The sequence below is a fragment of the Commensalibacter sp. W6292M3 genome (genome assembly GCF_016101315.1).
Taxonomy (GTDB): domain Bacteria; phylum Pseudomonadota; class Alphaproteobacteria; order Acetobacterales; family Acetobacteraceae; genus Commensalibacter; species Commensalibacter melissae.
This window is the reverse complement of sequence record NZ_JACFQT010000001.1, coordinates 1,021,625-1,047,512: the sequence shown is the minus strand read 5'-3', so window position 1 is coordinate 1,047,512 and position 25,888 is coordinate 1,021,625. Positions and strand designations below refer to the sequence as shown.

General features: G+C 36.5%; 17 protein-coding genes. 6 read left to right on the top strand and 11 right to left on the bottom strand.

Annotated features, from left to right (window positions below; all coding sequences use genetic code 11):
* Positions 1–13 precede the first annotated feature (13 nt).
* The 5 genes from H3T57_RS04710 to H3T57_RS04690 form a co-directional block, all read right to left on the bottom strand.
* Positions 14–997: a hemolysin family protein gene (locus tag H3T57_RS04710; protein WP_198193350.1), complete on the bottom strand. Its 984-nt coding sequence runs from the start codon at positions 995–997 to the stop codon at positions 14–16.
* 2 nt (positions 998–999) lie between these two features.
* Positions 1,000–1,497, bottom strand: a complete 498-nt coding sequence (gene ybeY / locus H3T57_RS04705; protein ID WP_198193349.1) for an rRNA maturation RNase YbeY — start codon at positions 1,495–1,497, stop codon at positions 1,000–1,002.
* Between the two features lie 14 nt (positions 1,498–1,511).
* Entirely contained in the window at positions 1,512–2,597 is a 1,086-nt protein-coding gene (locus H3T57_RS04700) for a PhoH family protein (RefSeq protein WP_370552822.1), read from the bottom strand.
* A gap of 12 nt (positions 2,598–2,609) precedes the next feature.
* Positions 2,610–3,992 carry a tRNA (N6-isopentenyl adenosine(37)-C2)-methylthiotransferase MiaB gene (gene miaB / locus H3T57_RS04695; protein ID WP_198193348.1) on the bottom strand — a complete coding sequence of 461 codons (1,383 nt, stop codon included), beginning with the start codon at positions 3,990–3,992 and terminating at the stop codon, positions 2,610–2,612.
* A gap of 275 nt (positions 3,993–4,267) precedes the next feature.
* Positions 4,268–5,047: a 1-acyl-sn-glycerol-3-phosphate acyltransferase gene (locus H3T57_RS04690; RefSeq protein WP_198193347.1), complete on the bottom strand. Its 780-nt coding sequence runs from the start codon at positions 5,045–5,047 to the stop codon at positions 4,268–4,270.
* 566 nt (positions 5,048–5,613) lie between these two features.
* Here H3T57_RS04690 and H3T57_RS04685 point away from each other — a divergent pair.
* Both H3T57_RS04685 and H3T57_RS04680 read left to right on the top strand, forming a co-directional pair.
* Positions 5,614–7,545, top strand: a complete 1,932-nt coding sequence (locus H3T57_RS04685; RefSeq protein ID WP_232349727.1) for an autotransporter assembly complex family protein — start codon at positions 5,614–5,616, stop codon at positions 7,543–7,545.
* On the top strand, positions 7,545–11,825 hold the full coding sequence (locus tag H3T57_RS04680) for a translocation/assembly module TamB domain-containing protein (RefSeq protein ID WP_198193346.1): 4,281 nt from the start codon (positions 7,545–7,547) through the stop codon (positions 11,823–11,825). Before H3T57_RS04685 ends, H3T57_RS04680 begins: the two co-directional genes overlap by 1 nt.
* Before the next feature lie 145 nt (positions 11,826–11,970).
* On the opposite strand, the gene dld is transcribed toward H3T57_RS04680, so the two are convergent.
* From dld to H3T57_RS04665, 3 genes are all read right to left on the bottom strand, one after another.
* Positions 11,971–13,701: a D-lactate dehydrogenase gene (gene dld / locus H3T57_RS04675; protein WP_198193345.1), complete on the bottom strand. Its 1,731-nt coding sequence runs from the start codon at positions 13,699–13,701 to the stop codon at positions 11,971–11,973.
* 205 nt (positions 13,702–13,906) lie between these two features.
* The gene (locus H3T57_RS04670) at positions 13,907–14,494 is read right to left on the bottom strand and encodes a CarD family transcriptional regulator (RefSeq protein ID WP_122123352.1); all 588 of its coding nucleotides are present in this window, start codon (positions 14,492–14,494) and stop codon (positions 13,907–13,909) included.
* A gap of 93 nt (positions 14,495–14,587) precedes the next feature.
* Positions 14,588–15,469 carry a bestrophin family protein gene (locus tag H3T57_RS04665; protein ID WP_155565226.1) on the bottom strand — a complete coding sequence of 294 codons (882 nt, stop codon included), beginning with the start codon at positions 15,467–15,469 and terminating at the stop codon, positions 14,588–14,590.
* Positions 15,470–15,876: 407 nt separating this feature from the next.
* On the opposite strand from H3T57_RS04665, the gene H3T57_RS04660 reads away from it, so the two are divergent.
* Positions 15,877–17,748, top strand: a complete 1,872-nt coding sequence (locus H3T57_RS04660; protein WP_198193344.1) for a site-specific DNA-methyltransferase — start codon at positions 15,877–15,879, stop codon at positions 17,746–17,748.
* A gap of 10 nt (positions 17,749–17,758) precedes the next feature.
* On the top strand, positions 17,759–20,404 hold the full coding sequence (locus H3T57_RS04655) for a DEAD/DEAH box helicase family protein (protein ID WP_198193343.1): 2,646 nt from the start codon (positions 17,759–17,761) through the stop codon (positions 20,402–20,404).
* Positions 20,405–20,498: 94 nt separating this feature from the next.
* Here the strand turns inward: H3T57_RS04655 and H3T57_RS04650 are convergent, their stop codons facing one another.
* Both H3T57_RS04650 and H3T57_RS04645 read right to left on the bottom strand, forming a co-directional pair.
* Entirely contained in the window at positions 20,499–21,218 is a 720-nt protein-coding gene (locus tag H3T57_RS04650) for a GNAT family N-acetyltransferase (protein WP_198193342.1), read from the bottom strand.
* A gap of 113 nt (positions 21,219–21,331) precedes the next feature.
* Positions 21,332–22,243: an AraC family transcriptional regulator gene (locus tag H3T57_RS04645; protein ID WP_198193341.1), complete on the bottom strand. Its 912-nt coding sequence runs from the start codon at positions 22,241–22,243 to the stop codon at positions 21,332–21,334.
* Between the two features lie 188 nt (positions 22,244–22,431).
* Between H3T57_RS04645 and H3T57_RS04640 the strand changes: the two genes are divergently transcribed.
* Together H3T57_RS04640 and H3T57_RS04635 are read left to right on the top strand one after the other, a co-directional pair.
* A complete protein-coding gene (locus tag H3T57_RS04640) occupies positions 22,432–23,457 on the top strand; it encodes an aldo/keto reductase (RefSeq protein WP_198193340.1) in 1,026 nt (341 codons plus the stop codon).
* 76 nt (positions 23,458–23,533) lie between these two features.
* Positions 23,534–24,427, top strand: a complete 894-nt coding sequence (locus H3T57_RS04635; RefSeq protein WP_232349726.1) for an aldo/keto reductase — start codon at positions 23,534–23,536, stop codon at positions 24,425–24,427.
* 228 nt (positions 24,428–24,655) lie between these two features.
* On the opposite strand, the gene rlmN is transcribed toward H3T57_RS04635, so the two are convergent.
* The gene (gene rlmN, locus H3T57_RS04630; RefSeq protein WP_198193339.1) at positions 24,656–25,861 is read right to left on the bottom strand and encodes a 23S rRNA (adenine(2503)-C(2))-methyltransferase RlmN; all 1,206 of its coding nucleotides are present in this window, start codon (positions 25,859–25,861) and stop codon (positions 24,656–24,658) included.
* Positions 25,862–25,888: the final 27 nt, after the last annotated feature.

The following is a 25,888-nucleotide window of genomic DNA, read 5'->3' as shown; positions in this document are numbered from 1 at the left end:
TTGATAATCAGGGTTATATATTGTTTGAATTGGTTTCTGATAGGGTGTCTGAATCGTTGGATGCGGGTAAAGACCAGTTCTGAGGGATATGCATTCGCAGACGACGTATATGTCGCGGGTCAGCCTCCAGAACCCTGAATATCAATCCAGATGGGTGAGTTAATACCTCTCCCTTGGTCGGAATATGTTCAGCCAGATGGAAAACAAGTCCACCCAACGTATCCATATCTGAATTTTTTTCTTCTTCGGTCAAGAATGTTCCAATTTTTTCCTCAAGATCTTCAAGATGTGCTCTTGCATCCACATCCAGCGTATTGTTTCCCCGTTCGATAATCATGTTGGCCTCAGGTTCATCATGTTCGTCAGCAATATCGCCCACGATTGTTTCCACCAGATCTTCAATCGTTATCAATCCATCAATGCTGCCATGCTCATCAATTACCAGCCCCAAATGAATCCGGTGTACACGCATTTGTAGCAGGAGATCAAGAACTGGTATTTGAGGTGCGATAAAAAGGGGCTGTCGAATGACTTTACCAAAATCGAAATCTTCACTGTGTCCAATATAGGAAATAAGATCCTTAACGTGCAACATCCCCTGGATATTGTCTAATTCCTGATGATAGACAGGAACTCGGGAATGATTTTCATGCTGCATAATTTCCAGTGCCTGCTTGAAACTGATTGAATCATCAATGGCAAATATATCAGCCCTTGGTATCATTACATCATCAGCCGTTTTATCTTTCAATCTCAATATATTGGAGATCAGTAATCGCTCATGCGGATTGAATTCCTCCTTGTTGTCATCGGGAATTGTAGGTAAATGATTGTTTCTGTCATCTACAAGGTTGACAATTGATTGTCGCAAATTGTGCTGATGTCTTTGATGGAACCAACGTTTAAAAAAAGATTTGTAACGGTTTGGCTTTGTGTTTGATTGTGACTGTTCTGATGCGGTATTATTCGGCGCATTATTACCTGGCGCACGAAACATGGCTATATACTCCCAAAAGACGAATTTTTCCAGGGATTCGGGATCCCGATTTTACCTAAAAGATAGGATTCCTTCATTTCCATGATTTTTGTTTCATTACATTTAAGGTGGTCATATCCCTCTAAATGCAATAAGCCGTGAAAAATAAGGTGTGTCAAATGATGGCGCATTGGTTTTCGGGCTCGACGGGATTCTTTTTGAATGGTTTCCAGGGCAAGAATAATGTCCCCTCCATAGGATTGGGGATCTGGATGCTCAAAAGTAAGAACATTTGTAGGTTTATTTTTATTCCTGAATTGGCAATTAAATTTTTGTATTTTCTGGTCATTGGCAAAACAAAGCGTGGTTTGTTCAGCAAAAGGATGCAGGGTATAAATACGGTATATTAATTCCTTGAGATCAGGAATCAGTTTATACCACCTCTTGTCTTGTATAATTATTACTTCACTAAAAAGAAAATCAAGAATTTGATATCGATATTGCCGGAAGAGGAACGTCATCAGGAAATTTCTTTCTAGGATTTATTCTCGGAAGATATTTTTAATTTTGCTGATTGTTTGTCATAAGCCCTTACAATACGATTAACAAGAGGATGTCTGACAACATCTTCTGCCTTGAAACGAAGAATCTCAATACCGGAAACACCCTGTAATGTATCAACTGCATCCTTTAATCCTGATTTGATCATGGGGGGCAGATCAATTTGGCTAAGATCACCGGTTATGACCATTCGTGAACCAGCCCCTAACCGTGTCAAAAACATTTTCATCTGAGCAGGAGTGGTATTTTGGGCTTCATCAAGTATGACATAGGCATGTTCAAGTGTTCTACCTCGCATAAAGGCAAGAGGAGCCACTTCAATTTCCCCGCTGGTCAGTCTTTTGACAACTTGATCTCCTGGCATCATGGCGTATAGAGCATCGTAAAGGGGACGAAGATATGGGTCAATTTTGTCTTTCATATCTCCAGGAAGAAACCCCAATCGCTCGCCAGCCTCTACAGCGGGACGAGATAGAATAATACGATCAATCTGACCAGATAAAAGCATGGAAACTGCCTGGGCTACAGCAAGAAATGTTTTTCCTGTTCCAGCAGGACCAATTCCGAAAACCATTTCATTTCTTGCCAGCATTTTCAAATAGTTTGCCTGTCCCGTTGTGCGAGGTGAAATGGTACCTTTACGTACAGAAATTGTTGGAATTGATTCTGGTTGTTTGAGTTCCATGGATTCAGGAGGTTCATTTTGTTTTGATGGATAAAGAATGGATAAGAGTCCGTTATAGGCCATGCGTATGAAATTATTAACGATGGTAGAGTTAATTTCATTATGAGTATATATATGTTGATACAGATTGCTTACTACTGTTTTGGTAAGTTCAACCTGTTGGATATCCCCTTCAATGACCAGATAGTTTCCCCGACAACCCATGTTGACCTGAAGTTCGTTTTCAATTTGAACCAAATAGCGGTCATGATCTCCCAACATTTGAGCCAGTAATAAATTGTCAGGAAATTGCAGGGTTGTTTTTAAAAAAGATTCGTTTTTTACTTCTTCTGATAAAAGAATGGGATAAATCTGTAGGGAAACTTTATTATTCAAAATGGTTCCTTTTTAAACTAATGTTCCTGAAAGCGAATTTGTCAAAGATTTATCAATTCTAACTTGACATTCCCGACCGATTAGCGATGTGTCACCCTGAATGTGAACCGCTTGCAAATAGGGGGATTTTCCCGTTATCTGACCTTGTTTTCGACCTTTACCAACAAAAAGGATGGGAATGGTACGTCCGACCGTATTCTGGTTAAATTGATCTTGCTGTTCTTTTAACAAAGCCTGTAAGGCCTGAAGACGAGCATCTTTTTCTTCTTCCCTAACCTGATGCATGGAAATAGCGGCAGCCGTTCCGGGTCGGGGAGAATATTTAAAGGAAAAAGTTTGTGAAAACTGAACGTCACGGACAAGCTGCATGGTATCTTCAAAATCTTTCGGGTTTTCACCAGGATGACCGACAATAAAGTCTGAAGATAAAGCAATATCAGGACGTGCCTTGCGTAATTTATCAATAATCTTACGGTATTCATCAGCTGTATGCCCACGGTTCATGGCCCTGAGAATACGGTCTGATCCGGACTGAACCGGCAAATGCAGAAATGGCATTAACGCAGGTAAATCACGATGTGCGTTGATAAGGCTGTCATCCATATCCCTTGGATGGGAAGTCGTGTAACGAATACGGCTTAATTCTGGTAATGTTGAAAGTTTTTCTGCGAGACGAGCCAGATTCCAAATGTTTCCGTCAGGACCCTCTCCATGATAGGCATTGACGTTTTGACCCAGTAAAGTGATTTCCTTTACGCCAATACTGCAAAGATGAGTAGCTTCATCAAAAATTGCCTGAACTGGACGACTGACTTCGGAACCACGTGTATAGGGAACAACACAGAATGAACAAAATTTGTCACATCCCTCTTGAATTGTTAAGAAAGCACTGTAACCTGTATTTTCCTGAGGTGTGGGCAAAAAATCAAATTTACTTTCAACAGGAAAATCGGTTTCGATTATATTCCCCGATTGCCGGGCCACTTCCAAAATCATTTTTGGAAGACGGTGATAAGTTTGAGGACCTAACACGATATCAACATAGGGAGCCCTCTGAAGAATGATTTTTCCCTCAGCCTGCGCTACACATCCAGCCACTGCTATAAGGGTGGGGTTCCCCAGCTGATTGCGATATTCCTTTATCTGTTTCAAACGTCCTAGTTCTGAAAAAACCTTTTCAGTGGCTTTATCGCGTATATGGCAAGTGTTAAGAATGAGAACATCCGCCTGTTCAGCTTTATCCGTTACTTTGTATCCTAATGGACGCAGCAAATCGACCATTCGGTTGCTGTCATAAACATTCATTTGACATCCCCATGTGATTATATGCAGATATCGCCGTGATGTTTCATTATCTAAATTTGCATTTGTCAAAGTAAAGTCTCGTTGAACCATATCAGGATTTGGCCTTGGTATTAGGATATTTTTGAATTACAATAAAATACACTTTTTATAAAAAGACAGGAATAGATACAAGCTATTTATCCATTAATATATGAAAATTAATATTCAAATTGAAGATAAGTAAAAGGTTTTTATTATTTAAATATGAATTAATATTTTGTATATCCAGAAATGTTGCAAGAAAAAATTGAATTAGTTCATTAACATTTATATAATTTAATACAGGTATGATAAATCGTAATTCATATTTTATCGGATAGAAAATATTAAATTATTTTCTTTATTTCATCTTTAGAATGATTTGATCTTAATGCAACAGTACCCTTGGCAATAATATCCCAGGTTTCCTGCGCAAGATGTTTACGGGTCTTGAAATTTTCTGGATATAAAGGATCATGAAAAATAACGGATGCATGCATATCGGAATATTGACTGAGATTCCATAAATGTGGTGCCAATTCCATATCACCATACCAGCAGTAAATGGGTCGGGTGAACCTGTTGACAGGTAACATGTCCAAACGATCATATGTAATTGAAATTGGTTGAATAATGGGTGTTTTATAAGTTATGGTTTTCTTACCATGGGGTTTTGCCAATGCAAAAAAAGAGGACATAAAAGGGTATAAATGCGATCCATCAGAAGAGGTGCCTTCTGGAAATAAGATTAGGCTATCATTGTTTCTTAATCTTGATTGTAGTTCAATTTGTTCTTTAGCTGTTGAGTGTCGTTGTCTGCTGACAAAGGAGACGCGGCCAAGTTTACATAAAATACTGATAAGAGGCCAGGTTCCGACCTCCTTTTTTGCAACAAAACATCCAGGCAATAATCCGCCTATAGTGACGATATCCAGCCATGAACAATGATTGGCAATGTATAAGATTGGACGATCCTGTCCTTTTTTCGAGTCCAGGGCAATAATCTTGCCGAAGGTATGAAGGCGTAGCCCCAGTAATTTTCCCACAATATACCAATAATACCTTGCAAAATTGGTTTTTAATTTTCCAGGGAGTTTGACAAAGATTGATTGTACTGGAATAGCCATTCCAGTCCATCCCAAAATGGTGAAGATTTTGAGTATTGCCCTAATTTTTTTCAAAAATTTAGGATTATAGGCATTAACTGCATTTTCATTATTGTCAAATAATGAATTGAAACCTATACGTGACCTATTTTTAATTTTTTTATTATTTGACTGAAAAATAATATTCTTAATTTTGGATAACATAAATAACAAAATTCATAATTTTAACAAAAAATAAAATACAGTTTTCTCAGTATTGTAATATATAAGTAATAATCACGGGCTTTATAATTGTTATCTGAAAATATGTGTAACGACAAGATTTATTCATAAAGAAAAATTTAAAATAATTTACCAAATTTTTGGCGTTTTTTTATTTTAATATATTTTTCTTTTGAAGAGTTCCTTTAATTTTTATAAAAGAAAATACTTTTTATAAAATCCAATTTTTATTCAGTATACTATAGGGAATATGCGTTTTGTCATCTTTGTGGTTTTGGTTTGAAAACGAAAAATCCATACAATATAAAGGTGATAATAGAAAATTAGGCATTCGTGATTATTTCATATTCATGGTGTTATTTATTTTGAGCTGTTTTAAGCAGGGAGTGGCTGCAGATCCTCAATATTATAGAGTGAAAATATATTCAACAGGAAATGAGACAATTGATAAAGTTTTGTCAAACACATCCAATTTGGTTACTTTACAAAAAACAAATGCTGTAAATGCGTTTGCGTTGGCTGGTCGAATTAAAAGTGATTATGCCCGTTTTAAAAATGCTATGGACAGTTTCGGATATTATGATGCGAAAATCAGTATCAAGGTTGGAACTGCGGCTGCGTTACATAATCAAAAAAATGTAAAATTGAATAAAAGAGAACAATCCGATGATATATTCAAACATGAAAAAGATATCATTGCCAATGGAATAATTGATGGTGCAAGTACGGATTTACCAAATTTTATTGATAAAGTGCCTGTCCAGCAGGATGTTATCATTATTGTTCATATCCAAAAGGGATCCCAATATCGCATAGGTCAGTTAGAGTTCAAGAACTTACAAAAAAATGAAATCATCCAGTTATCAGCTAAGCAGCAAAGGGAATTCGGATTGAAAATTGGTGATCCTGCCGTTTCCGCTGATATCGTTGCCGCTCGGGACAAACTGATCAAGGGGTTGCAGGAAGAGGGACATGCCTTGGCTAAAATGGGAGAGCCCGTTGCCTATCTGCATCCAGACAATAAAACCTTGAATGTTGTTTTTGGTATGAATATGGGTCCTGTAGTGGACATAGGTGATATCGATTTCAAGGGTTTGAAAAAGGTCAACGCGAAATATATTCGTCGCCGGTTGTTATTGCATGCTGGACAGTTATATCAACCCTCAACTATTGAAAACGCACGCATGGATCTTTCTTCAACTGGTGTTTTTTCGAGTATTGATATGCACGTTGCAGATCATGTTGATCAATCGGGTCGAATACCATTAACCATAACCTTTAAAGAGGCTAAACGAAGAACCGTAAGTGTTGAAGCGGGATATTCAACGGATCTTGGGGGAAGGTTAGGTGCAAAATGGACGCATCATAACATATTTGGTAATGCCGAACAGTTAAAATTGGCAGCCATAGCGACGGGTATAGCAGGAACAGCCCAACGGGGACTGGGATATGATGTGTATGCGGATTTTACCAAGCCTGATTTTGGACATCGTAACCAGGATTTTAATGCACGTGTTGAAGCTGTAAAACAGAAGCTGTACTCGTATAATCAAACAGCGTTTCTTGCAAAGGTTGGAATGACAAGAAAATTTGGTAAACGCTGGAGCATGTCAGCTTATTTGGGTGGAATACAAGAACATATTATTCAGCGAGGTGAAAGAAACAATTATACCATGATCAACCTTCCACTGGGTGCGGCATATGATGGAACGGAATTGGCCAATCCAATGATGTCTCCAGATCACGGAATGAAAGCGTCTGTCTCTATAACGCCGACGGAATCTTTTGGAGACAAGACTATATTTTTTGCAATCATGCAAGGAACAGCCTCTACCTATTTTGATTTAACGCATCTGGGATTAACGAAACCTGGTCGTTCAATTTTTGCATTTCGTGGAAACATTGGCAGTATTCAAGGGGCCTCACGAATGAATCTTCCCCCTGACCAACGTTTATACGCAGGAGGTACTTCAACTGTAAGAGGATTTCGTTTCCAGGGTGTCGGTCCTCAATTTAAGGGGAGTAAATATGCAAAAGGGGGAAAGGCAATGGATACGGGAACGGCTGAATTCCGGCAAAGAATACTTGGACAATTTGGTGCCCAAGCTTTTATTGATGCCGGTCAGGTCAGCAGTGACAGTATGCCTTTTGAGGGGAAGGTTCAGGTAGGTGTTGGTGGTGGATTTCGATATTATACGCCCATGGGGCCCATACGTTTAGATATCGCAGTACCCGTTAAGCGACCATATCGAGGAGATCGGTTCGAAGTTTATATAGGTTTGGGGGAAACTTTTTAATGTCTCAATCTAGTAAGGAACCTGAAAAGAAGCAATCCATTGACAAAGTGCCAAGGAATATAAAGGTTAGAAAAGTCAAATATTCTATAATCAAGTGTATATTATGGTTTCTGGCAAGCATATTCATATTGCTTGTAGCTATGGTTTTTGCATTATTCATTTATCTTGATACGCAGAGTGGAAAAGAATTTCTTTCAGATAAAATTGATGTTTGGACCGATCATTCCATAAATGTTAAGGGAATTCACGGGAATTTTCCTAATCATCTGATTGTTGAAGAAATCACGTTGAAAAAATTGCCATCAACGGATAAACCGTGGTTAATATTAAAAAAAGTCAAACTTGATTGGTCTTTTTTTGAATTACTGTATAAAAAATTATTTATTCAAAGTCTTTTGGCTGAAGAAATAGATATTGAGGATTTACCAAAATCCGTACAATCACCAGACGCATCATATTCCACATCATCCGATTTGTCATTTTTATGGTTATTTGCCTCGATTAACCATTTACAAATTAATAAATTGCATCTTGCTCAGACAATTTTTTCAAAAACGTTAGATTTAAAGGTTAACGGAAAACTATCGACTTCTAATCTATTATTCTTTCTAGATGAATTTAAACTGAATGCATTGCCTGACACAAATTTGGAGCTTGATGGTGAAGAACTTAATAAATCAACAAATCTTTCCTTGAAGTTAACAGTTAAAAATCATCAGGTTTCAAAAGGACAGTTAACTTTTTTGGCAAAATCCAATCCAGATGGAATTCTTGAACGTTTATTAAAGTCCGATCAATTAACTCCCTTATCATTTAATTTGTCGCTTGATGGACCGTTTGATTCATTGAATACAAAAATGGAACTGAAATCAAATCGGACGTATTTAAGGGAAAATGGACATATTGACCTTAATCATTCAAAAATGAATGTTGATTTATTCGGTCATTCTCCAGCAGTGACCTTGAATCCACAAATTCATTGGGATGGATGGGATCTAGATGCCAGATTGACTGGATTATTGACAAAACCAATCGGTCAGGGAAAATTCAAACTGGTCAATCTAGCGGCTGGTAAAACGTTTTTGAATAATCTTATTGTTTCTTTTTCGGGAGAGCAAAATGATGATTTGCAAGCCATAAATTCAAGGCAAATCGATAGAGCCCATATACATTTAGTTGCAGAGGGATTGCGTGTTCCCGGAAAACATCCAATGATGTTTGCCAAAGTTCCAATTATAGCTGATGCTGTATATGGAATAAATGAACCTGAACAATCAATTGATTTTCGAGTTCAACATGATCTTGTGAAGGCTGTGGGACATATCTTTTTTCACCCTGTCTTAAAAGGATCAATTGATCTGGCTCTACCACATTTAAGTGATATAGCCAAATTTACAGGTGTTAGGTTGGGAGGTCAATCAGTATTCAATCTTGCTTTTAAAATGCCAGAGCATGCAGATAATCCAATTTTATTTGATTTGGATGGTCCCATACAGGTCAATCAAGGATTACCTGAAATAGTAAATATGGTTGGATCCAAGGGACATCTTGGCATTCATGCACGTATTTTCCATAAAGAAAAACCTGATATCTATTTGGATAATTTGACAATATCAGGTCAAAATTTATCAATTCAAGGTAATGGACATTTATTGGATCAACAGGTCAGGGCGGTTGTTAATCTTAATATAAATAATCTTATGGCACTTTCCCCGTTATTGACGGGTCAGGGAAAGGCGGTTTTAAAAGCTGATGGATCTCTGGAAGATCTGGGTTTGAAATTTGAAATGGCCACTAAATTTCAAACATCATCAAAAAGAGATTATGCAATAGCGCCAAGCGATTTAAAAATGAAGGCTGAGCTGAATCATTTATTTGCGCTACCAACGCTTTTGGTATCCTTGAATGGAAATCTTGACCGTTCACCGATAGAAATGGAACTGTCGGCAAGTCAAAAGAAAAATACTGATAATTATTATTTTAATTTAAGAAAATTGAATTGGCGATCCTTGAATGGTCTCGCTGATTTTAGTATTTCCGGTAAAAATATAATTCCTAATGGTAACCTTGATATAAAAATAACTCGACTGGCCGATTTTAAAAAATTGGTTCGAAAGAATATTGAAGGCAATCTTGCCTTACAAATCCATTCCTCACCGCATACAAACCAAAAATTATTCGTTAATGCAAGCAGCAAAGTGAATATGCCTAATTACAGGTTCAATAATTTGCTTTTAACGGGTTATCTTGATCATCCATTAGACAAACCCTTAATCAATTTAAAGGCGCAAATTTCGGATTTTCAGCTTCCACAGGCAAAAGGTAATATCCGGTTAAGTGCTAATGGTTTTATCGATAACTTGAAAGTAATGGCAAATGCTGATTTTCCTTCGTTAATGCAAAGTAAAGGTGCATTTGATACAGCACTAGTGTTGGATTTGAAGAAAAAAAATGTTTTTTTACAAAAACTAAATGCATTGGCAAAAGGTGAAAATATACACCTGACTGCTCCAGCCAAGGTGGATTTTGGGGAGAAAATAGCCATAGATCATTTTCGTTTAACTTTGGCTCCTCCAAATGCGCCCTTGGCCATTATCGATTTGACTGGAGTAATTATGCCAGCATTAAATTTGAATGCTAGTATTCAAAATGTGACTCCTGCCATTTTAAAACCTTTTTTACCTCAGTTACAGGCTAATGGAACCTTAGATGCCCAGGCCAGGTTAAAAGGGACGTTGGAAAAACCCACAGGTTCAATTCAAATTAATGCAACGAATATTAAAATGCTTACAGGAGAAGCCGCCTCTCTACCTGTTGCACAATTGATTTCTCGGACAAATTTGATGGGTAAAAATGCCCAAACGCATACGCATTTACAGATGGGAAAGAAATTTGATTTGAGTATGAATGGTTTAATACCTTTAAATTCAAATGGTAAGATGGATTTGAATCTTGAAGGAAAAATTGATTTGGGATTGGGAAATGCGATTGCGGGTGCCTATGGTCAGCAAGTCAAGGGCAATATCAATCTTGCCATGCAAATTGCGGGTAGTTTTATGGAACCAATTGTTAATGGAACTGTACAGCTTTTCAAAGGAAGTTTTAGAGATTACGCACAAGGGACAAGTATTCAGGATATACAGGCAAAGCTTGTTGGGAAAAAAGATCATATAACCCTTGAATCACTTACTGCCAAGGCGGGACATGGGGATATATATGCCAATGGACAAATTGGAGTTTTTCAACCGGGTATTCCGGTAAGCTTGCATATGAATATGAAAAATGCCCGTCCATTGGTTAGTGATTTGTTAACAGCCATTCTTGATGGCGATATCGATGTTAGTGGAATGGCAAAATCAAAAATTGATATGAAGGGAATAATTCGGATCAAACATGCCGAGATTAATATACCGCATTCTATTTCAAGTTCTGTTGTTCCATTAAAAGTAATTCGTCCAGGTGACAAGATTGAAACAGAAAGCAGGCCAAATCTTCCAGGACCCATTATCGGTTTGGATTTAACCATTAAATCTGCCGGTCAAATCTTGGTTCAAGGTTTCGGACTGTTTACAGATATGGCAGGCGCATTGCATATCACGGGAACAGCTGATGCGCCTTCAGTTGCGGGAGGAATGAAGATGCAAAACGGTCATATTGATCTTTCAGGAATATCATTGGATTTCACAAGGGGTGTGATCGGGTTTCAGGGAAGTAATGTAGATCGCAAGATTGATCCCTCTCTGGATTTTGAGGTAAAAAAAACGGTTGAAGGAAACACGGCCAGATTATTGATTACAGGTTTTGCAAGTTCACCCAAAATCACGTTAACCTCTTCCCCTCCATTGTCACAAGACAGGGTTCTAGCCATTCTATTATTTGGTGTTGATTCACAAAGTCTTTCGGCAACCCAAATGGCAGAAATAGGATTGGCATTGGCAACGTTGGGTGGACAAAGTGCAGGGATTGATCCCTTGGGTACCGTGAGAAAAAGCCTTGGATTGGATCGACTTTCTTTAGGAGGAGGGAGTCGTAGCAATGAAAATGGAGGCTCCAATAATGGAGCAAGTGTTGCGGCAGGGAAGTATGTGGCAAAAGGTGTTTATATTGGTGCCAAACAATCTACAGGCAATGCAGGTACACAGGCCGAGATGCAGATTGATATCACCAAACACTTGAAAGCTACTGCAGCGGTTGGTACGGGAAAAGACAATTCAAGATTTGTTACCCCAGATAATGATCCAGGTAGTAACGTGGGATTGCTTTATGAGTTTGATTATTAAGGTAAATCAGAAAATATAAATTTTAATTTGATATAATGAATTTATACAACTAATCAGGAATTCGCTTATTTAATATTAAAAAAAGACGGCTTGAATATGTTTTGAAACAGTATTATTATTCAATCGTCTTTTTTTCTTAAAGCTGTTATTCTTTCCAGTTTTTTAATTTGCTAGTTTTTCCAATGCCAGGATTGAAAGCATTGCAAGGATCAAGGTCTTTGTAAAAATTCTTCAAAGGATCTTTGGCTGGGTAAAGATGACCGACATTATGTTCAGCGGGATATTCCGCTCCTCTTTGATCAAGAATTCTCAACATTTTTTCTTCAAGTGCAAATACATCATATCCTTTTTGAATAATATAATCCTGATGAAAAACGTGACAAAAGAAATGACCGTAATATAATTTATGGAGAATTGGTTCTTCTATTTCTTCAGGCAAATGTTCCACCCATTCTTTATCATTACGGCGTAGGGCAACATCAATGGCCAGAATATTTTCAACCGTATCCGTATGGACATTCCTGTAACGAACAGCAGCGCCTGCCACGGCAAAGCGATGCAGGAATGCTTTGCGACCTTCTTCGGCATTGCATTCAAAAAAGCTTCCCGATGTTTTTTCCTTAAAATAAGATTTTAAATGGGAACGAACAGGTTCAATTTCTTCTTTGCCCACTTTCAATAGCAAATGATGTTCATATTTTTTTGCATATTCGTTCATTCGTTCCGGCAAATGCTGGGGAAATAATTTGCTAAAAAACTGTATTGCCTTGTCACTGAAATGTTTTGGGAAAAACGGGATTTTATTTGTAATAAAATCAAATTTGTTTTTCAGGGAAAATAATTGTGGAATATGTGCAGTACCCAGACAATTTATAAAAATGAATGTATCTTTTCCGTAAATAGCGGCAATATTGTAAGCATCTTGATGGATATACTCACCGGATATGGGAACTATTTTCTTGCTGAGCATATTATATCGAATATTGGTAAGATCATTTGGATCGTTTGTACCGATATAAAAAACTCTTGTTTCCTTTTCCTGTGGAAATGTATCAAGGCGTACAGCAAAAATTGAGAGTTTACCGGCACATCCAGAGGCTTCATATAAATGATTGGGATCGGCATTATAACGGGCGGGTGTAGGGGCATCAACTTCGCAGACATGATCCCTATAATGATGGTCTGAACAGCATTTATCAGATTGTTTTATCAATTCATGATCGAAATTACCGTGATCAAGTCGTCCCAGAATTTCCTCAGGTGTGTTTCCCAACTCAACGCCAAGATGATTAACAAGTTCTAATTTACCCTCTTTATTACATTGGGCATAAAGGGCCATCTCGGTATAGGCGGGGCCTCGCTGTACCAATGCCCCACCAGAATTATTGCTTATTCCTCCAAGAACTGAAGCACCGATGCATGATGATCCGATTACAGAATGAGGATCACGATGATAGGGCCTTAATTTTTGTTCAAGTTCATTTAAAGTCGCCCCGGGAAGACATATTACCTGTTCACCATTATTAATCACATAAATTTTTTTCATTTTCATGGTGTTAATAATGACAATGTCACGATCATAATCATTGCCATCGGGGGTAGATCCACCAGTCAGTCCAGTATTGGCGGCCTGCATGATAATTATTACATTTGATTCTATACAGGCCTTGACAACATTCCACTGATCCAGAATATGCTCTGGCGTTACAATTGCTATTGCTTTCCCAGATCCATATCGAAAACCATTACAATATAATCCCATTTTGGATGGGTCAGTTATAACGTTTCTGCTTCCAGATATTTTTGTTAATTGAGCAATCAAATTTTGATTGGATGTATTATGAGAGGCAGAAATCGATTTTTTTTGAAAAAACATTTTGTATACGCTTTTGACAATCTAAAAATTATTCAGGTTCTAATAATCTTTATAAATAGTTAACAAGCCTTTTATCATACTCGTTTAATATCATTTGTAAAGGATAACAAAATGTCATTATATATTCATTTATTATAAATAAAGACATGAAAAAAAGGAGAGCAACTCTCCTTTCGTTGTAATTGTAATGATCAATTGATAAATTCTAAGCTGTTTTCATCACGTTTGTTAATTCGTTGAGAACGTCTTCTGGTTTTTTTGATTCCAAAACGGCCACCTCGGTTACAAAACGGTCTTGAGCCGCTTCAAATAGTTTTCTTTCGCTAAAACTGCCATCAAGACTGTCAGCATTTCTGCGTAGATCCCTTAAAACTTCAGCAATCTGCATCAGATCACCAGAATTGATTTTTTCCTGGTAAACCAAAGCCCGTCTTGCCCACATACCTTTGCTGGTTTGCGGCTTGCTTTTAATAATTGACATGGCTTTTCCGACAATTTCACGGGAAGCAATTTTGCGTAATCCAGCTTTTTTTGCTTTATCTAAAGGAATACGCAGGGTCATCTGATTATCTGGAAAAGAGATCTGGATCATTTCCAGTTTCGTGCCTGCAATCTCTTCCACGCCAATACGATCAATTCGGCCTACACCATGTGCAGCATAGACAATGGCATCGCCTTCTTGAAAAGGAAAAGAGGTTTTACTATTGGATTGTTGTGCGGCGGTTTCTGCGACGGCTGCTTGAGCCATTTCGTCGGTTACGCCACCTTTGGAAGAATTTTTCAATACACTCATTTAATATACTATACCATATTCAGGATAAATTGTCATTTGATATTTTAGAAAAAAATTTTATATAATGTGTATATATAGGTATTTTATTTTAATTTACCATTGAATTCCGTTAATGGAAGGAATAGGGCGTTGAGAAGATTGATTGATTTGTTCAAGCAGATCGATCTCGATGCTGCGTGACATTGTTAACATGGGCAAGGAATGCGGACTTTCATCAAAGGGATCTTGCAAATCATTTCCAATTCGGTCCAGAGCCAAAAATAAGAAACCCACAAGTGCGGATCCTAATGGTGTGATCCACCCAAGTGTATCCACCATTGAAAAAGGAAGAATGATGCAGATAACTTCACTTAGTAAACGGGGCAGGGTGGAAAACTGGATTGATAAGGGTGTATTTTTAATTCTTTCCAAGGCACCTTGTGCATTGGCCAAGTCAGATAAAATTCTGTCGATTTGAGAGTGAAGGGCACCGTCAATATTTTTTTGGCGGCTTTCCTGGGTTACCATATAGCCGATCTGAACGAGAATGCCATTAGGCTGGTTGCGTTGATTTTTAATATAGGTTTGAATGGAATGGGGCAATATTTTTTTAACATTATAGCTGGTCAGGGAATTTTTACCTCTTAAATGATAGGATAGACTGTATGCATATCCGGCCATGGCATATATAAGCTCGGGTTTGCTATCGAGAATACTCATGCATTGCCTGGCAAATGATCGACAGTTATTTGTGACTGATCCCCAATGTATACGTGCCTCCCACCATCGATTATATGCCGTATTGTTTCTGAAATTCATAAAAAGGACGAGCACAGATCCAATCAGGGCGGTTGGTAATGCGGATTGATCAAACCAGTGTAGATTAAAAATTTTATATCCAATGACGACTAGCATGTCCCAAATAAATAAAATGAGTAAAGGTTTAAAACTTGTCTGTATAAGAAAAAGAAGTCCACGTTTCGGGTTTACAATCATAGTTTAATTTTCATCATTATAATGGATAGTTATTGATTTTATTAAATAAATTAATGGAAAACTATGGTTTATTTTTGTTGATTGTATTTTTTCTTAAAAAATTGATAAGATTAAGAAAATAGCTGGTTTACTTTCAAGCGCATAAAATCACCAAAAACTAGACAAAAAACGAGTATAAACACTTTGAATTGATTCAAATTATCTTATAAAATTATGCTGATTTTAAATCTGTATAATTATAATACTAAAACATGTTTAATTTGTGTTTTAGATGCTAGATTAAGCTACTTTTGTATGTAGAATTCAAACCGGATATATATTGTAGTAAAAAAATTAGTATAAAATCAAGTTCGTTTAAAAATTCTCCATTTATAAGGGGATTTTTTATTAAAGGGTTAATTATTTAAATGAAGAATTCTTTGTCTCCGCAACAAGAAAAATTAGAACAACTAAAACAATTGCTGCCAGAGGTTTTTACGGAAGGTAGGGTTGATTGGGAAAAGCTAAAATTATCTTTGGGAGAAGATATTAATATTGCAAATGAACGTTATGTTTTGAATTGGGCGGGTAAGAGTAATGCTTATAAAGTATTGCAAGAACCGACATCTAAAACACTCTCCCCAGACAAAAATGAATCCGTTGATTTTGATAAGACAGAGAATTTATTCATTGAGGGCGATAACCTAGAAGCCTTAAAAATACTTCAAAAAAGCTATTTTGGCAAAGTTAAGATGATTTATATTGATCCTCCGTATAACACGGGTAATGACTCTTTTATTTACCCGGACCGTTTCAAAGAAAACCTTGAGGACTATCAAAAAAATGTGGGTGATAAAGACGAGGATGGATATTTAATACAAAATTCTGTTTTTAAGAAAAACAGGAAAGAAAACGGACAATATCATAGTAATTGGCTTAATATGATGATGCCACGATTATATCTCGCCAAGAACTTACTGAGAGAAGATGGCGTTATTTTCATTTCTATCGATGATAATGAGGTTCATAATTTACGCCTGTTGATGAATGAAATATTTGGAGAGGAAAATTTTCTGCAGCAAATAATATGGAAAAGACATAGTGGAGGAGGGAATGATGCGAAATTTTTTGCTTTGGATCATGAGTATATTTTGTGTTGTGTTAAAAATATTTCAAAAATAAATAATTTTAGAATATCTTTAACTAGTAAAGAAAAAAAAGAATTCAAATTACAAGATGAATATTTTGATAAATTAGGTTTTTATAAAACAAAATCTTTTAACAGAATGAGACCTGATGATCCTAGACCTGGATTACAATATTTAATTAAATGCCCAGATAACTCCACAATCTTCGGAGAATGGAGGTGGGAACAGGATTTATTTTTAGACGCTTATAAAAAGAATAAAATTCTCATTAAAAAAAATAAAGATCACAAGTGGATAGTTGAATATAAATTATATGAAAAAAATGAAAATGGAGAAATAAGAAAAAAGGTTCCTCGTTCTATGATATTAAATGAGATTGCAAATAGTAAAGGTAAGAGTTTATTAGCAAAAGTTTTGAGCAGTAAAAGTATATTTAATAATCCTAAACCTGTTGAGTTAATAGAGCATTTGATTAGAATAAATGCTTTTGATACAGATTCTATCATTCTTGACTTTTTTGCAGGATCAGGAACAACAGCACATGCGGTGATGCAATTGAATGCTGAGGATAACGGTCATCGCAAATGTATCTCTATTCAATTACCAGAACTATGTGATGAAAAGTCAGAGGCCTTTAAAGCTGGATATAAGACCATTGCTGATATTGCCAAGGAACGTATTCGAAGAGCTGGCAAAAAGATCAAGGAAGACAATAAGGATAAAGAAAATATTGATCAGCTTGATATTGGATTCAAAGTCTTAAAAGTTTCTGATAGCAACTTTAGAGAATGGCGAACCGATATATCCAGTGAAAAACTTGATGAACAATTAGATCTTCACGTTGATCCCATTGCGGAAGATGCTTCAACAGAAAATATCGTTTATGAATTAATGCTTAAAAATGGCAAGGATTTAAATAGTCATATCAAGCATCATAATCATATCTATTCTATATCCGACCAAGAAAATCATGATGAAAATATCCTCGTTTTGCTTCTTGAAGAGGTGAATGAAGATGTTATTGAGAGTGTTCTTCAAGAAAATCCCAATAAGGTTATTGCCCTGGATAAACTTTTCAAGAATAACGATCAATTAAAGACCAATACCGCATTACAAATGCAAGATGCAGATATCAAGTTCGAAACAATCTAAGGGTTTGGTTATGAAGTTAGAATTTGAAGCGAATTTAGAGTATCAAAAAACTGCGATATCTGCTGTGGTTGAGTTGTTTAAAGGGCAATCTAAGCATACAGCAGGGTTTAATTTATATTCAAATGGAAATAATGATCCAATTATTGCGGTAAAAAATAATTTGGATATTGGTCAAACACAAATCTTTCAAAATTTGCAGGAAATTCAAGAAAAGAATGGTGTTGCAAAATCTCGGTCGTTAGACAGTATGGACTTTTCTGTGGAAATGGAAACAGGCACAGGAAAGACCTATGTTTATTTAAGAACGATATATGAACTCAATGCCCATTATGGGTTTAGTAAATTCATTATTGTTGTACCTTCTATAGCTATTCGTGAAGGCGTTCAGAAAAGTCTTGAAATAACACATGAACATTTCCAGAATATTTATGCAAGAGAGCCTCTGAATTATACTATTTATAATAGTAAGCGACCTGTTGATATCAAAAATTTTGCCCAAAGTAATAATATAGAAATCATCGTTATGAACATTGATTCATTTGCTAAAGATCAGAATGTTATCAATAAAATCAATGAAACAGGTCACAAGCTTATTGAATATATTCAGGAAACTTCTCCTGTTGTGATTATTGATGAGCCTCAGAATATGGAGACAGAAAAGCGGAAGGAAGCGATTAAAAGCTTAAACGGTTTATGTCATCTACGATATTCCGCAACCCATAAGCATCAATATAATAGTGTCTATCAGCTTGATCCGGTAAAAGCTTATGATCTGGGATTGGTTAAGCAAATTGAAGTTGATTCCATTTACAGTGATGCAGCTTATAATGGTGCTTATGTTTTTGTCGGTGATTTTAAGACAGCCAAAACCAGTTGTTCTGTTAAACTTACTATTCATGTGAATGATAAGGTTGGTGTAAAGAAAAAGACCATTTCTGCAAAGGTTGGTGATGATTTATTCGAATTATCCAATCACAGAGAAGTTTATAAAGATGGATACATTCTTAATGAGATAAATGCACAAGATGAAAGCATTACCTTTTCTAATGGTCATACTCTCCATAAGGGGCTGGAAAACGGTAATGATGCAAAAGATGCTATTAAAAGATGCCAAATTAAAGAAACGATCATAGAGCATTTGGCTAAAGAAGCCAAATTAAGCAAAGATGGTATAAAGGTCTTATCCTTATTTTTTATAGATAAAGTATCTAATTATCGAGACTATGAAGAGAATCAAGCAGTAAAAGGTAAGTATGCACTTTGGTTTGAGGAAATTTATAGAGAAGAATTCAAGAAATGTTATAAAAAAGATATTTCAGATGAGGAACTTGATCGAATACATAATGGTTATTTTTCCCAAGATAAAAAAGGAATATTAAAAGATACCAAGGGCAATACACAAGCTGATGATGATACCTATAGTTTGATTATGAAAGACAAAGAGAAGCTTTTAGATATTAACGAGCCGTTACGGTTTATATTTTCTCATTCTGCATTAAGAGAAGGTTGGGACAATCCTAATGTTTTTCAAATATGTACTCTGAATGAAACAACCTCTGAAATGAAGAAACGCCAAGAAATAGGGCGAGGATTGAGATTGGCCGTTGATAAAGATGGGAAAAGAATACGGGATAAAAATATCAATCGTCTGACGGTTATTGCCAATGAATCTTATGATGATTTCGCAAAAGCTTTACAAAGTGAGATTGAAGAAGATTGTGGCGTTAATTTTCAAGGCCGGATTAAAGACAAAGCACAAAGAACGAAGGTTATTTATAAAAAAGGTTTTCAAGCAGACCCGTTATTTTTAGCAATATGGAATAAGATTAAATATAAAACAACCTATCGTGTTCATTATGATACCAATCAATTAATAGACAAAGTTGTCGAAGCTATCAAAATTTTACCTAAAATAACAGAACCTATTCTTTATATGGAAAAGGTATCTTTGAATATTGATGAAGAAGGTATCCAGACTAATTATTTGGCAAGTGAGCGTAATAAAACTCAAATAATTGCTAAAAATATTCCTGATATATTTGCTTATATTGAAAATAAAACTCAACTGACGAGGACAACAATTTTAGAGATATTGAAAAAATCTGAACGAATTGGTGATATTTCCAAAAATCCTCAAGATTTTCTTGATAAGGTTTGTGATGTTATTTCTAGAGAAATGCAGGAATTAATGATTGATGGTATTCGGTATCAAAAAGTTGGGCTTACTGAATATGAAATGAAGCTGTTTGATAGTAAAGAACTTGAAATCTATATGAATGACAATTCTTTTCAGGTCACAAATACTGGCAAAACCATTTATGAAAATATAGTTCCTTTAGATTCAGAAACAGAAAATCAGTTTGCTAAAGAGTGTGAGACTAGTGAACAAGTTAAATATTATTTTAAACTTCCAAATTGGTTCAAAATAAAAACGCCTATTGGAAATTATAACCCTGATTGGGCATTAGTGTTTGAAAATGATGCAAAGATATATTTTGTTGTGGAGACTAAAAATACAGGAAATAATGTTGTTGATTTATCAAAACTATCTAAAAGTGAGCTATTGAAAATTAAATGTGGCAAGGCACATTTTAAAATTATGGATGATGTTAGGTATGAGGTTGTAACGAAAGTTTCAGATCTTAGTCATATTTAAAATAATTATTACATCTTGTAATTAGACGGTAATTACAACTCATCGTCTTTTTTTAACAATCGGTATGTTTGTGTATTGATTTGATTACATGTTTTTATTTAACATAATAATTCATCAATTTCTGCAAGGATTTCTTCTGAATTCCTTCAGAATCAAAATTGTCAGGATCAAGCCAGTCATTAAATGCCTTGGAAAGTTTTGGAAATTCAAGATCAAGAATTGAATACCATGCTGTATCCCGGTTACGGCCATGAATAACCAAAGCTTGACGGAATATTCCCTCGAATGTGAAACCATAGCGTAATGCCGCAGCACGAGAGGGTGCATTTAAGGTATCACATTTCCATTCAAGACGACGATAACCAAGTTCCTCGAATGCATATTTCATTAAAAGATAGATTGCCTCCGTGGCCATTGTTGTTTTTTTTAATCGTCCAGAAAAAATAACGCTACCAATTTCTATCACTCCATTTGTTGGATCTATTCGCATGAGAGCAATTGAACCGATTGCTTGATTGGAATTCTTATCGAGAATGGCATAATGAAATGGATCTTTGATATTTTCTAATTTAAGTAGCCATTCCCGATATTCATTAAAATCATTAAACGGACCGGATAAAAGATAGGTCCATAGCCCTTTATCAGTACCGTTAAAAAAGGCATCATAAAGTTGCAAAGCATGTTGTCTGACATTTATGCGTTCAAGCCGGCAATATTGTCCCGTGATTGTTTCTTTTTTGGGAAGCTTTGCTTTTTTCCATGAAGGAAGAGCTTGACCAATCGGTTGTTGATAAGCATTAAAACGGATCGACATCGTGGACCTTTCTATGAGGAGAATAATTCCAGTCAGGCAAAATTACTGTTAGAAACTGAATAAGCATTTTTTTAGTGGAGCTATACGAAAGAATGACATTCTGGAATGAAAAACTATATTTGATTAAAATTTTTTATATCTTTTTGGGGAGACTTGCCAAATATGGCTTTGTAATCACGACTAAAATGTGAGGGACTTTCATAACCAACCTGATAGGAAGCAGTGGCAGCGTTAAGATTATTATTGATCATCAGACGTTTTGCTTCATGAACGCGTAACCATTTTTGATATTGTAACGGGCTTTTTCCGGTTAGTTGGCGGAAATGATGATGCAAGCTTGAGGGGCTCATGTTAACAGCACTGGCAAGATGGCTTATTTTCAAGGGTTGAGAATAATTTTGTTTAAGCCATTCGATTGCTTTTCTGATATTAGATCCTGTATTACCAGTTGTTATAATCTGTAAAAGAATTGGTGCGGCATCGCTGGTTAGCAGTCGATAGTAAATTTCCCTGATGACTAACGGGGCAAGAACTGGAATGGTTTCGGGCTCATCCATTAAGGATAAAAGCCTGTACATGGGTTCCAAAAAGGATACATTAACACTGCAAATAGATACACTGCTACATTTCGTTTTGTTTGAATTCCTAAGATCAATTTGTGTACTTAACTCCGCAATAATATTGCGTTCCAAATTTAAGGAAATTCCAAAACAGGGTTTAATAGGGGATGCTTCCGTTATTTGGCTGTTCGTAGGGATGTCCAGAGAAGTAATGAGCAAATGATGTGTGTCGTATGGAAAGATATTTTTATCAACGATTATCTGTTTAGTACCCTGGCATAACAAACTGATACTCGGTTGATAAAAACAGGCACATGCTTGACGAGGTGTCTCTTGTCTAAAAAGTTTGAGATCTTTAATCAGGGTGGTATGTGCACCCATTGTTTTAACATGTCGTTCAAGAATATTGATTATTTTTTGATAAAATAATTCGGTTTGACTGTCTGAAGACTGATTGAGTGTCATTATAATGGATTAGACAAATTGATGATTATTCAGATTTTATAACTAAACATAAATTATTTGCAGGATCAGGTAATTATTACGGAATATCAAGATATTATACAACGCTTTTTTTATCGTATTATTTATTTGAAAATCAAACAATAAAAAAGATTTTCGATAATTTTCATAATATATTTGAGATAAAAAAAATGAAGTATATAAATCTAGGTCGTACAGGTCTTAAAGTATCGAGATTATGTTTGGGATGCATGAGTTTCGGTGAACCCAACCGGTTGCCACAAGCCTGGTCAATTGATGAAATTGCTGCACGCCCTTTTTTTAGACAGGCCATTGAGGCGGGAATTAATTTTTTTGATACGGCAAATATTTATTCTGGAGGCAGTTCAGAGGAAATAACGGGGCGAGCATTGAATGATATGGCACGGCGAGAAGAAATTGTGGTGGCGACCAAGGTTTTTTTTCCTTGGCGGAATTCGCCTAATACAGGTTTTCTATCGCGTAAAGCTCTTTTTCAATCAATTGATGACAGTTTGTCACGATTAAAAATGGATTATGTAGATCTTTACCAAATTCACCGTTTTGACCATGGAACCCCGATCGAGGAAACCATGGAGGCCTTGCATGACATAGTGAAATCAGGAAAGGTTCGCTATATCGGAGCATCCTCTATGGAAACATGGCGTTTTGCCAAAATGCAATATATTGCAAGGCAAAATGGATGGACACGTTTTGTTTCCATGCAGCCTCAATATAATTTGCTTTATCGGGAAGAGGAACGGGAAATGTTGCCTTTTTGTGCGGATCAAGGTATTGGTGTCATTCCTTGGAGTCCAATGGCAAGGGGACGATTGACTCGTGATTTTGATGAAGTTACACGACGTACTCAAAATGATGCTTTTGCTTTGAAAATGTATCAGGATGCAGAACAGCAGGATCGAAAAGTCGTGGAGATTGTCGCAAAGATTGCCAACTTGCATCATGTCCCTCGTGCATATGTCGCATTGGGCTGGTTATTATCAAAAAAATACGTAACGGCACCTATTATTGGGGTAACAAAGGCTGAACATTTGACAACGGCTGTAAAGGCGCTTGATTTTTCTTTAACAGAAAATGAAATAAACAGTCTTGAAGCACCGTATGTACCGCATCCTGTAAATGGAATTATTCCTCCATTGTCAAATGAACCTATGACGATTACACCACCCAGGGTGTAGATATTCCAATTCATTTGAATTGCGTTATCTGCAAAATCAAAATATTTAAAATTGCAAACAAAAAGATTGAGGTATCATGAGATATCGATTTTTGGGAAAAACAGGTCTGAAGATAAGTGATTTATGTCTTGGAACCATGAATTTTGGTGATGTCACGGATGAAAAAGAAAGCTGCATGATTATGGATAAGGCAATTGATGCAGGAATTAATTTTTTTGATACGGCAGATGTTTATGGAGGATTACAATGGCCAGAAATTCCTAAGGGATATGGCATTTCTGAAGAAATTATTGGACGATGGCTTAAAAAGAGCGGTCAGAGAGACAAGGTTGTATTGGCTACCAAAGTTTACCAGCCTATGGATTTTGGGCCGAATGACCGGCATTTGTCAGCTTATCATATTCGAAAAGCGTGTGAAGACAGTTTACGACGCTTAAAAACTGATCATATTGATCTTTATCAAATGCATCATATTGATCGAGAAACTCCATGGGAGGAAATATGGCAGGCAATGGAGTTATTGGTTCAACAGGGAAAAGTTTTATATATAGGAAGTTGTAATTTTGCTGGTTGGCAAATAGCCACAGCTCAGGGATTGGCCAAGGAACGTCATTTTTACGGACTGGTTTCTGAGCAAAGCCTCTATAATCTGACAGAACGTACAGTTGAGCTGGAAGTCCTTCCATCCTGTCGATATTATGGTCTTGGATTTATTCCCTATTCTCCATTGGCAGGTGGACTGCTTGGGGGTGTCCTCTCGAAACAGAAAAATGGCGAGCGACGTTTTGGAGAACAGGAACTGAAAATAATTGAAAAATTAAGATACCAACTTGAAAAATATGAGAATCTTGCTGCTGAACATAAAATAACTCCTGCAAATTTAGCCCTTGCCTGGTTAAGACATCAACCTGATGTCACAGCACCGATTATTGGACCTCGTACTGAAACACAGCTGGATAAATGCTATTGAAGGGCTTTCCATTACATTGTCAGATGAAATAATACATACTTTAAATGATATTTGGCCCGGTATGGGGGGTGAGGCACCTGAAGCCTATGCCTGGTAGAAATTTTTCAAGTCTATAATTATTGATGATAAATTCATATAATCATGTGAATGAATTTATTTCGAAAAATTGTGAAAATAAGATTAAATAAATTATTTTCACAATTTTTATATGATTTTAAAACAATATTGTCAGTCAGAAATTGTTTCGTTACGTTTTAAATTTTTAGAAATTTTGGCTTTTTGACTTTCAGTGCGTAATTGTCCGCATGCTGCAAGAATATCACGCCCTCTTGGGGTGCGGATGGGCGAGGAATAACCTGCCTGCATAATGATATCGGCAAACTTTTGCACCTGTTCAGTTTTGGAGGGTTTGTAATCACTGCCTGGCCATGGATTAAATGGAATTAGATTAACCTTGGCATGAATACCCTTTAATAGATGCACCAGTTCACGTGCATCTGATTCACTGTCATTAATTCCCCTTAACATAATGTATTCAAACGTTATACGACGTGAATTACTTGCTGCAGGGTATCGACGGCAGGCTGCCAGAACGTCTTTTATAGGATATTTACGATTTAAGGGAACGAGCTCATTTCGTAAATCATCCCTGACAGCATGAAGGGAAATGGCTAGATTAATTGCCAGTTCCCTTCCACATTGATCCATCATGGGAACTACACCGGACGTTGACAAGGTAATCCGGCGACGAGAGATTCCAATTCCCTCATCATCCATAACGATACGCATTGCCTTGGCAACATTGTCATAATTATAAAGAGGTTCGCCCATTCCCATCAGAACTATGGTTGATAGAAGACGGGGTCTTCCAGCGGTCGGGGTTGGCCATTCATTATAACTATCCCTTGCCGCCATGAATTGACCTACGATTTCTGTTGCATCAAGATTTCGAACCAGATTTTGCGTGCCGGTATGACAAAAACGGCAGGACAACGTACATCCGACCTGTGAGGAAATGCAGACAGCACCACGATCTTCTCGACGATCGGGAATATAAACTGTTTCAGCTTCTTGTTTATCCCTGAAGCGAAAAAGAAACTTGCGGGTATCATCTTTTGAGGTCTGTTGCATAACCACTTCCGGTCGGCTGATCACACAATGTTCTGCCAATTTGGCTTGTAAGGGTTTACTAATTGAACTCATCAAAGAGAAATCGGTAACACCTTTATGATAAATCCAGTGCCATAACTGTTTCGTACGGAAGGATTTTTCCCCCATATTCATTAGGACCTCTTCCAATTCTTCCCTTGAAAGTCCAACAAGTTCTTGTCTTCCATCTGATAATTTCAAGGACGGAGGACTGAAAAGTGCTGACTTTGCTAGAATTCTTTTTTTTTCTTCTTCAGAAAAATCGGAGATAATAGGGGTATTCATAAAGAAACGATTCAATTGATAATAAAT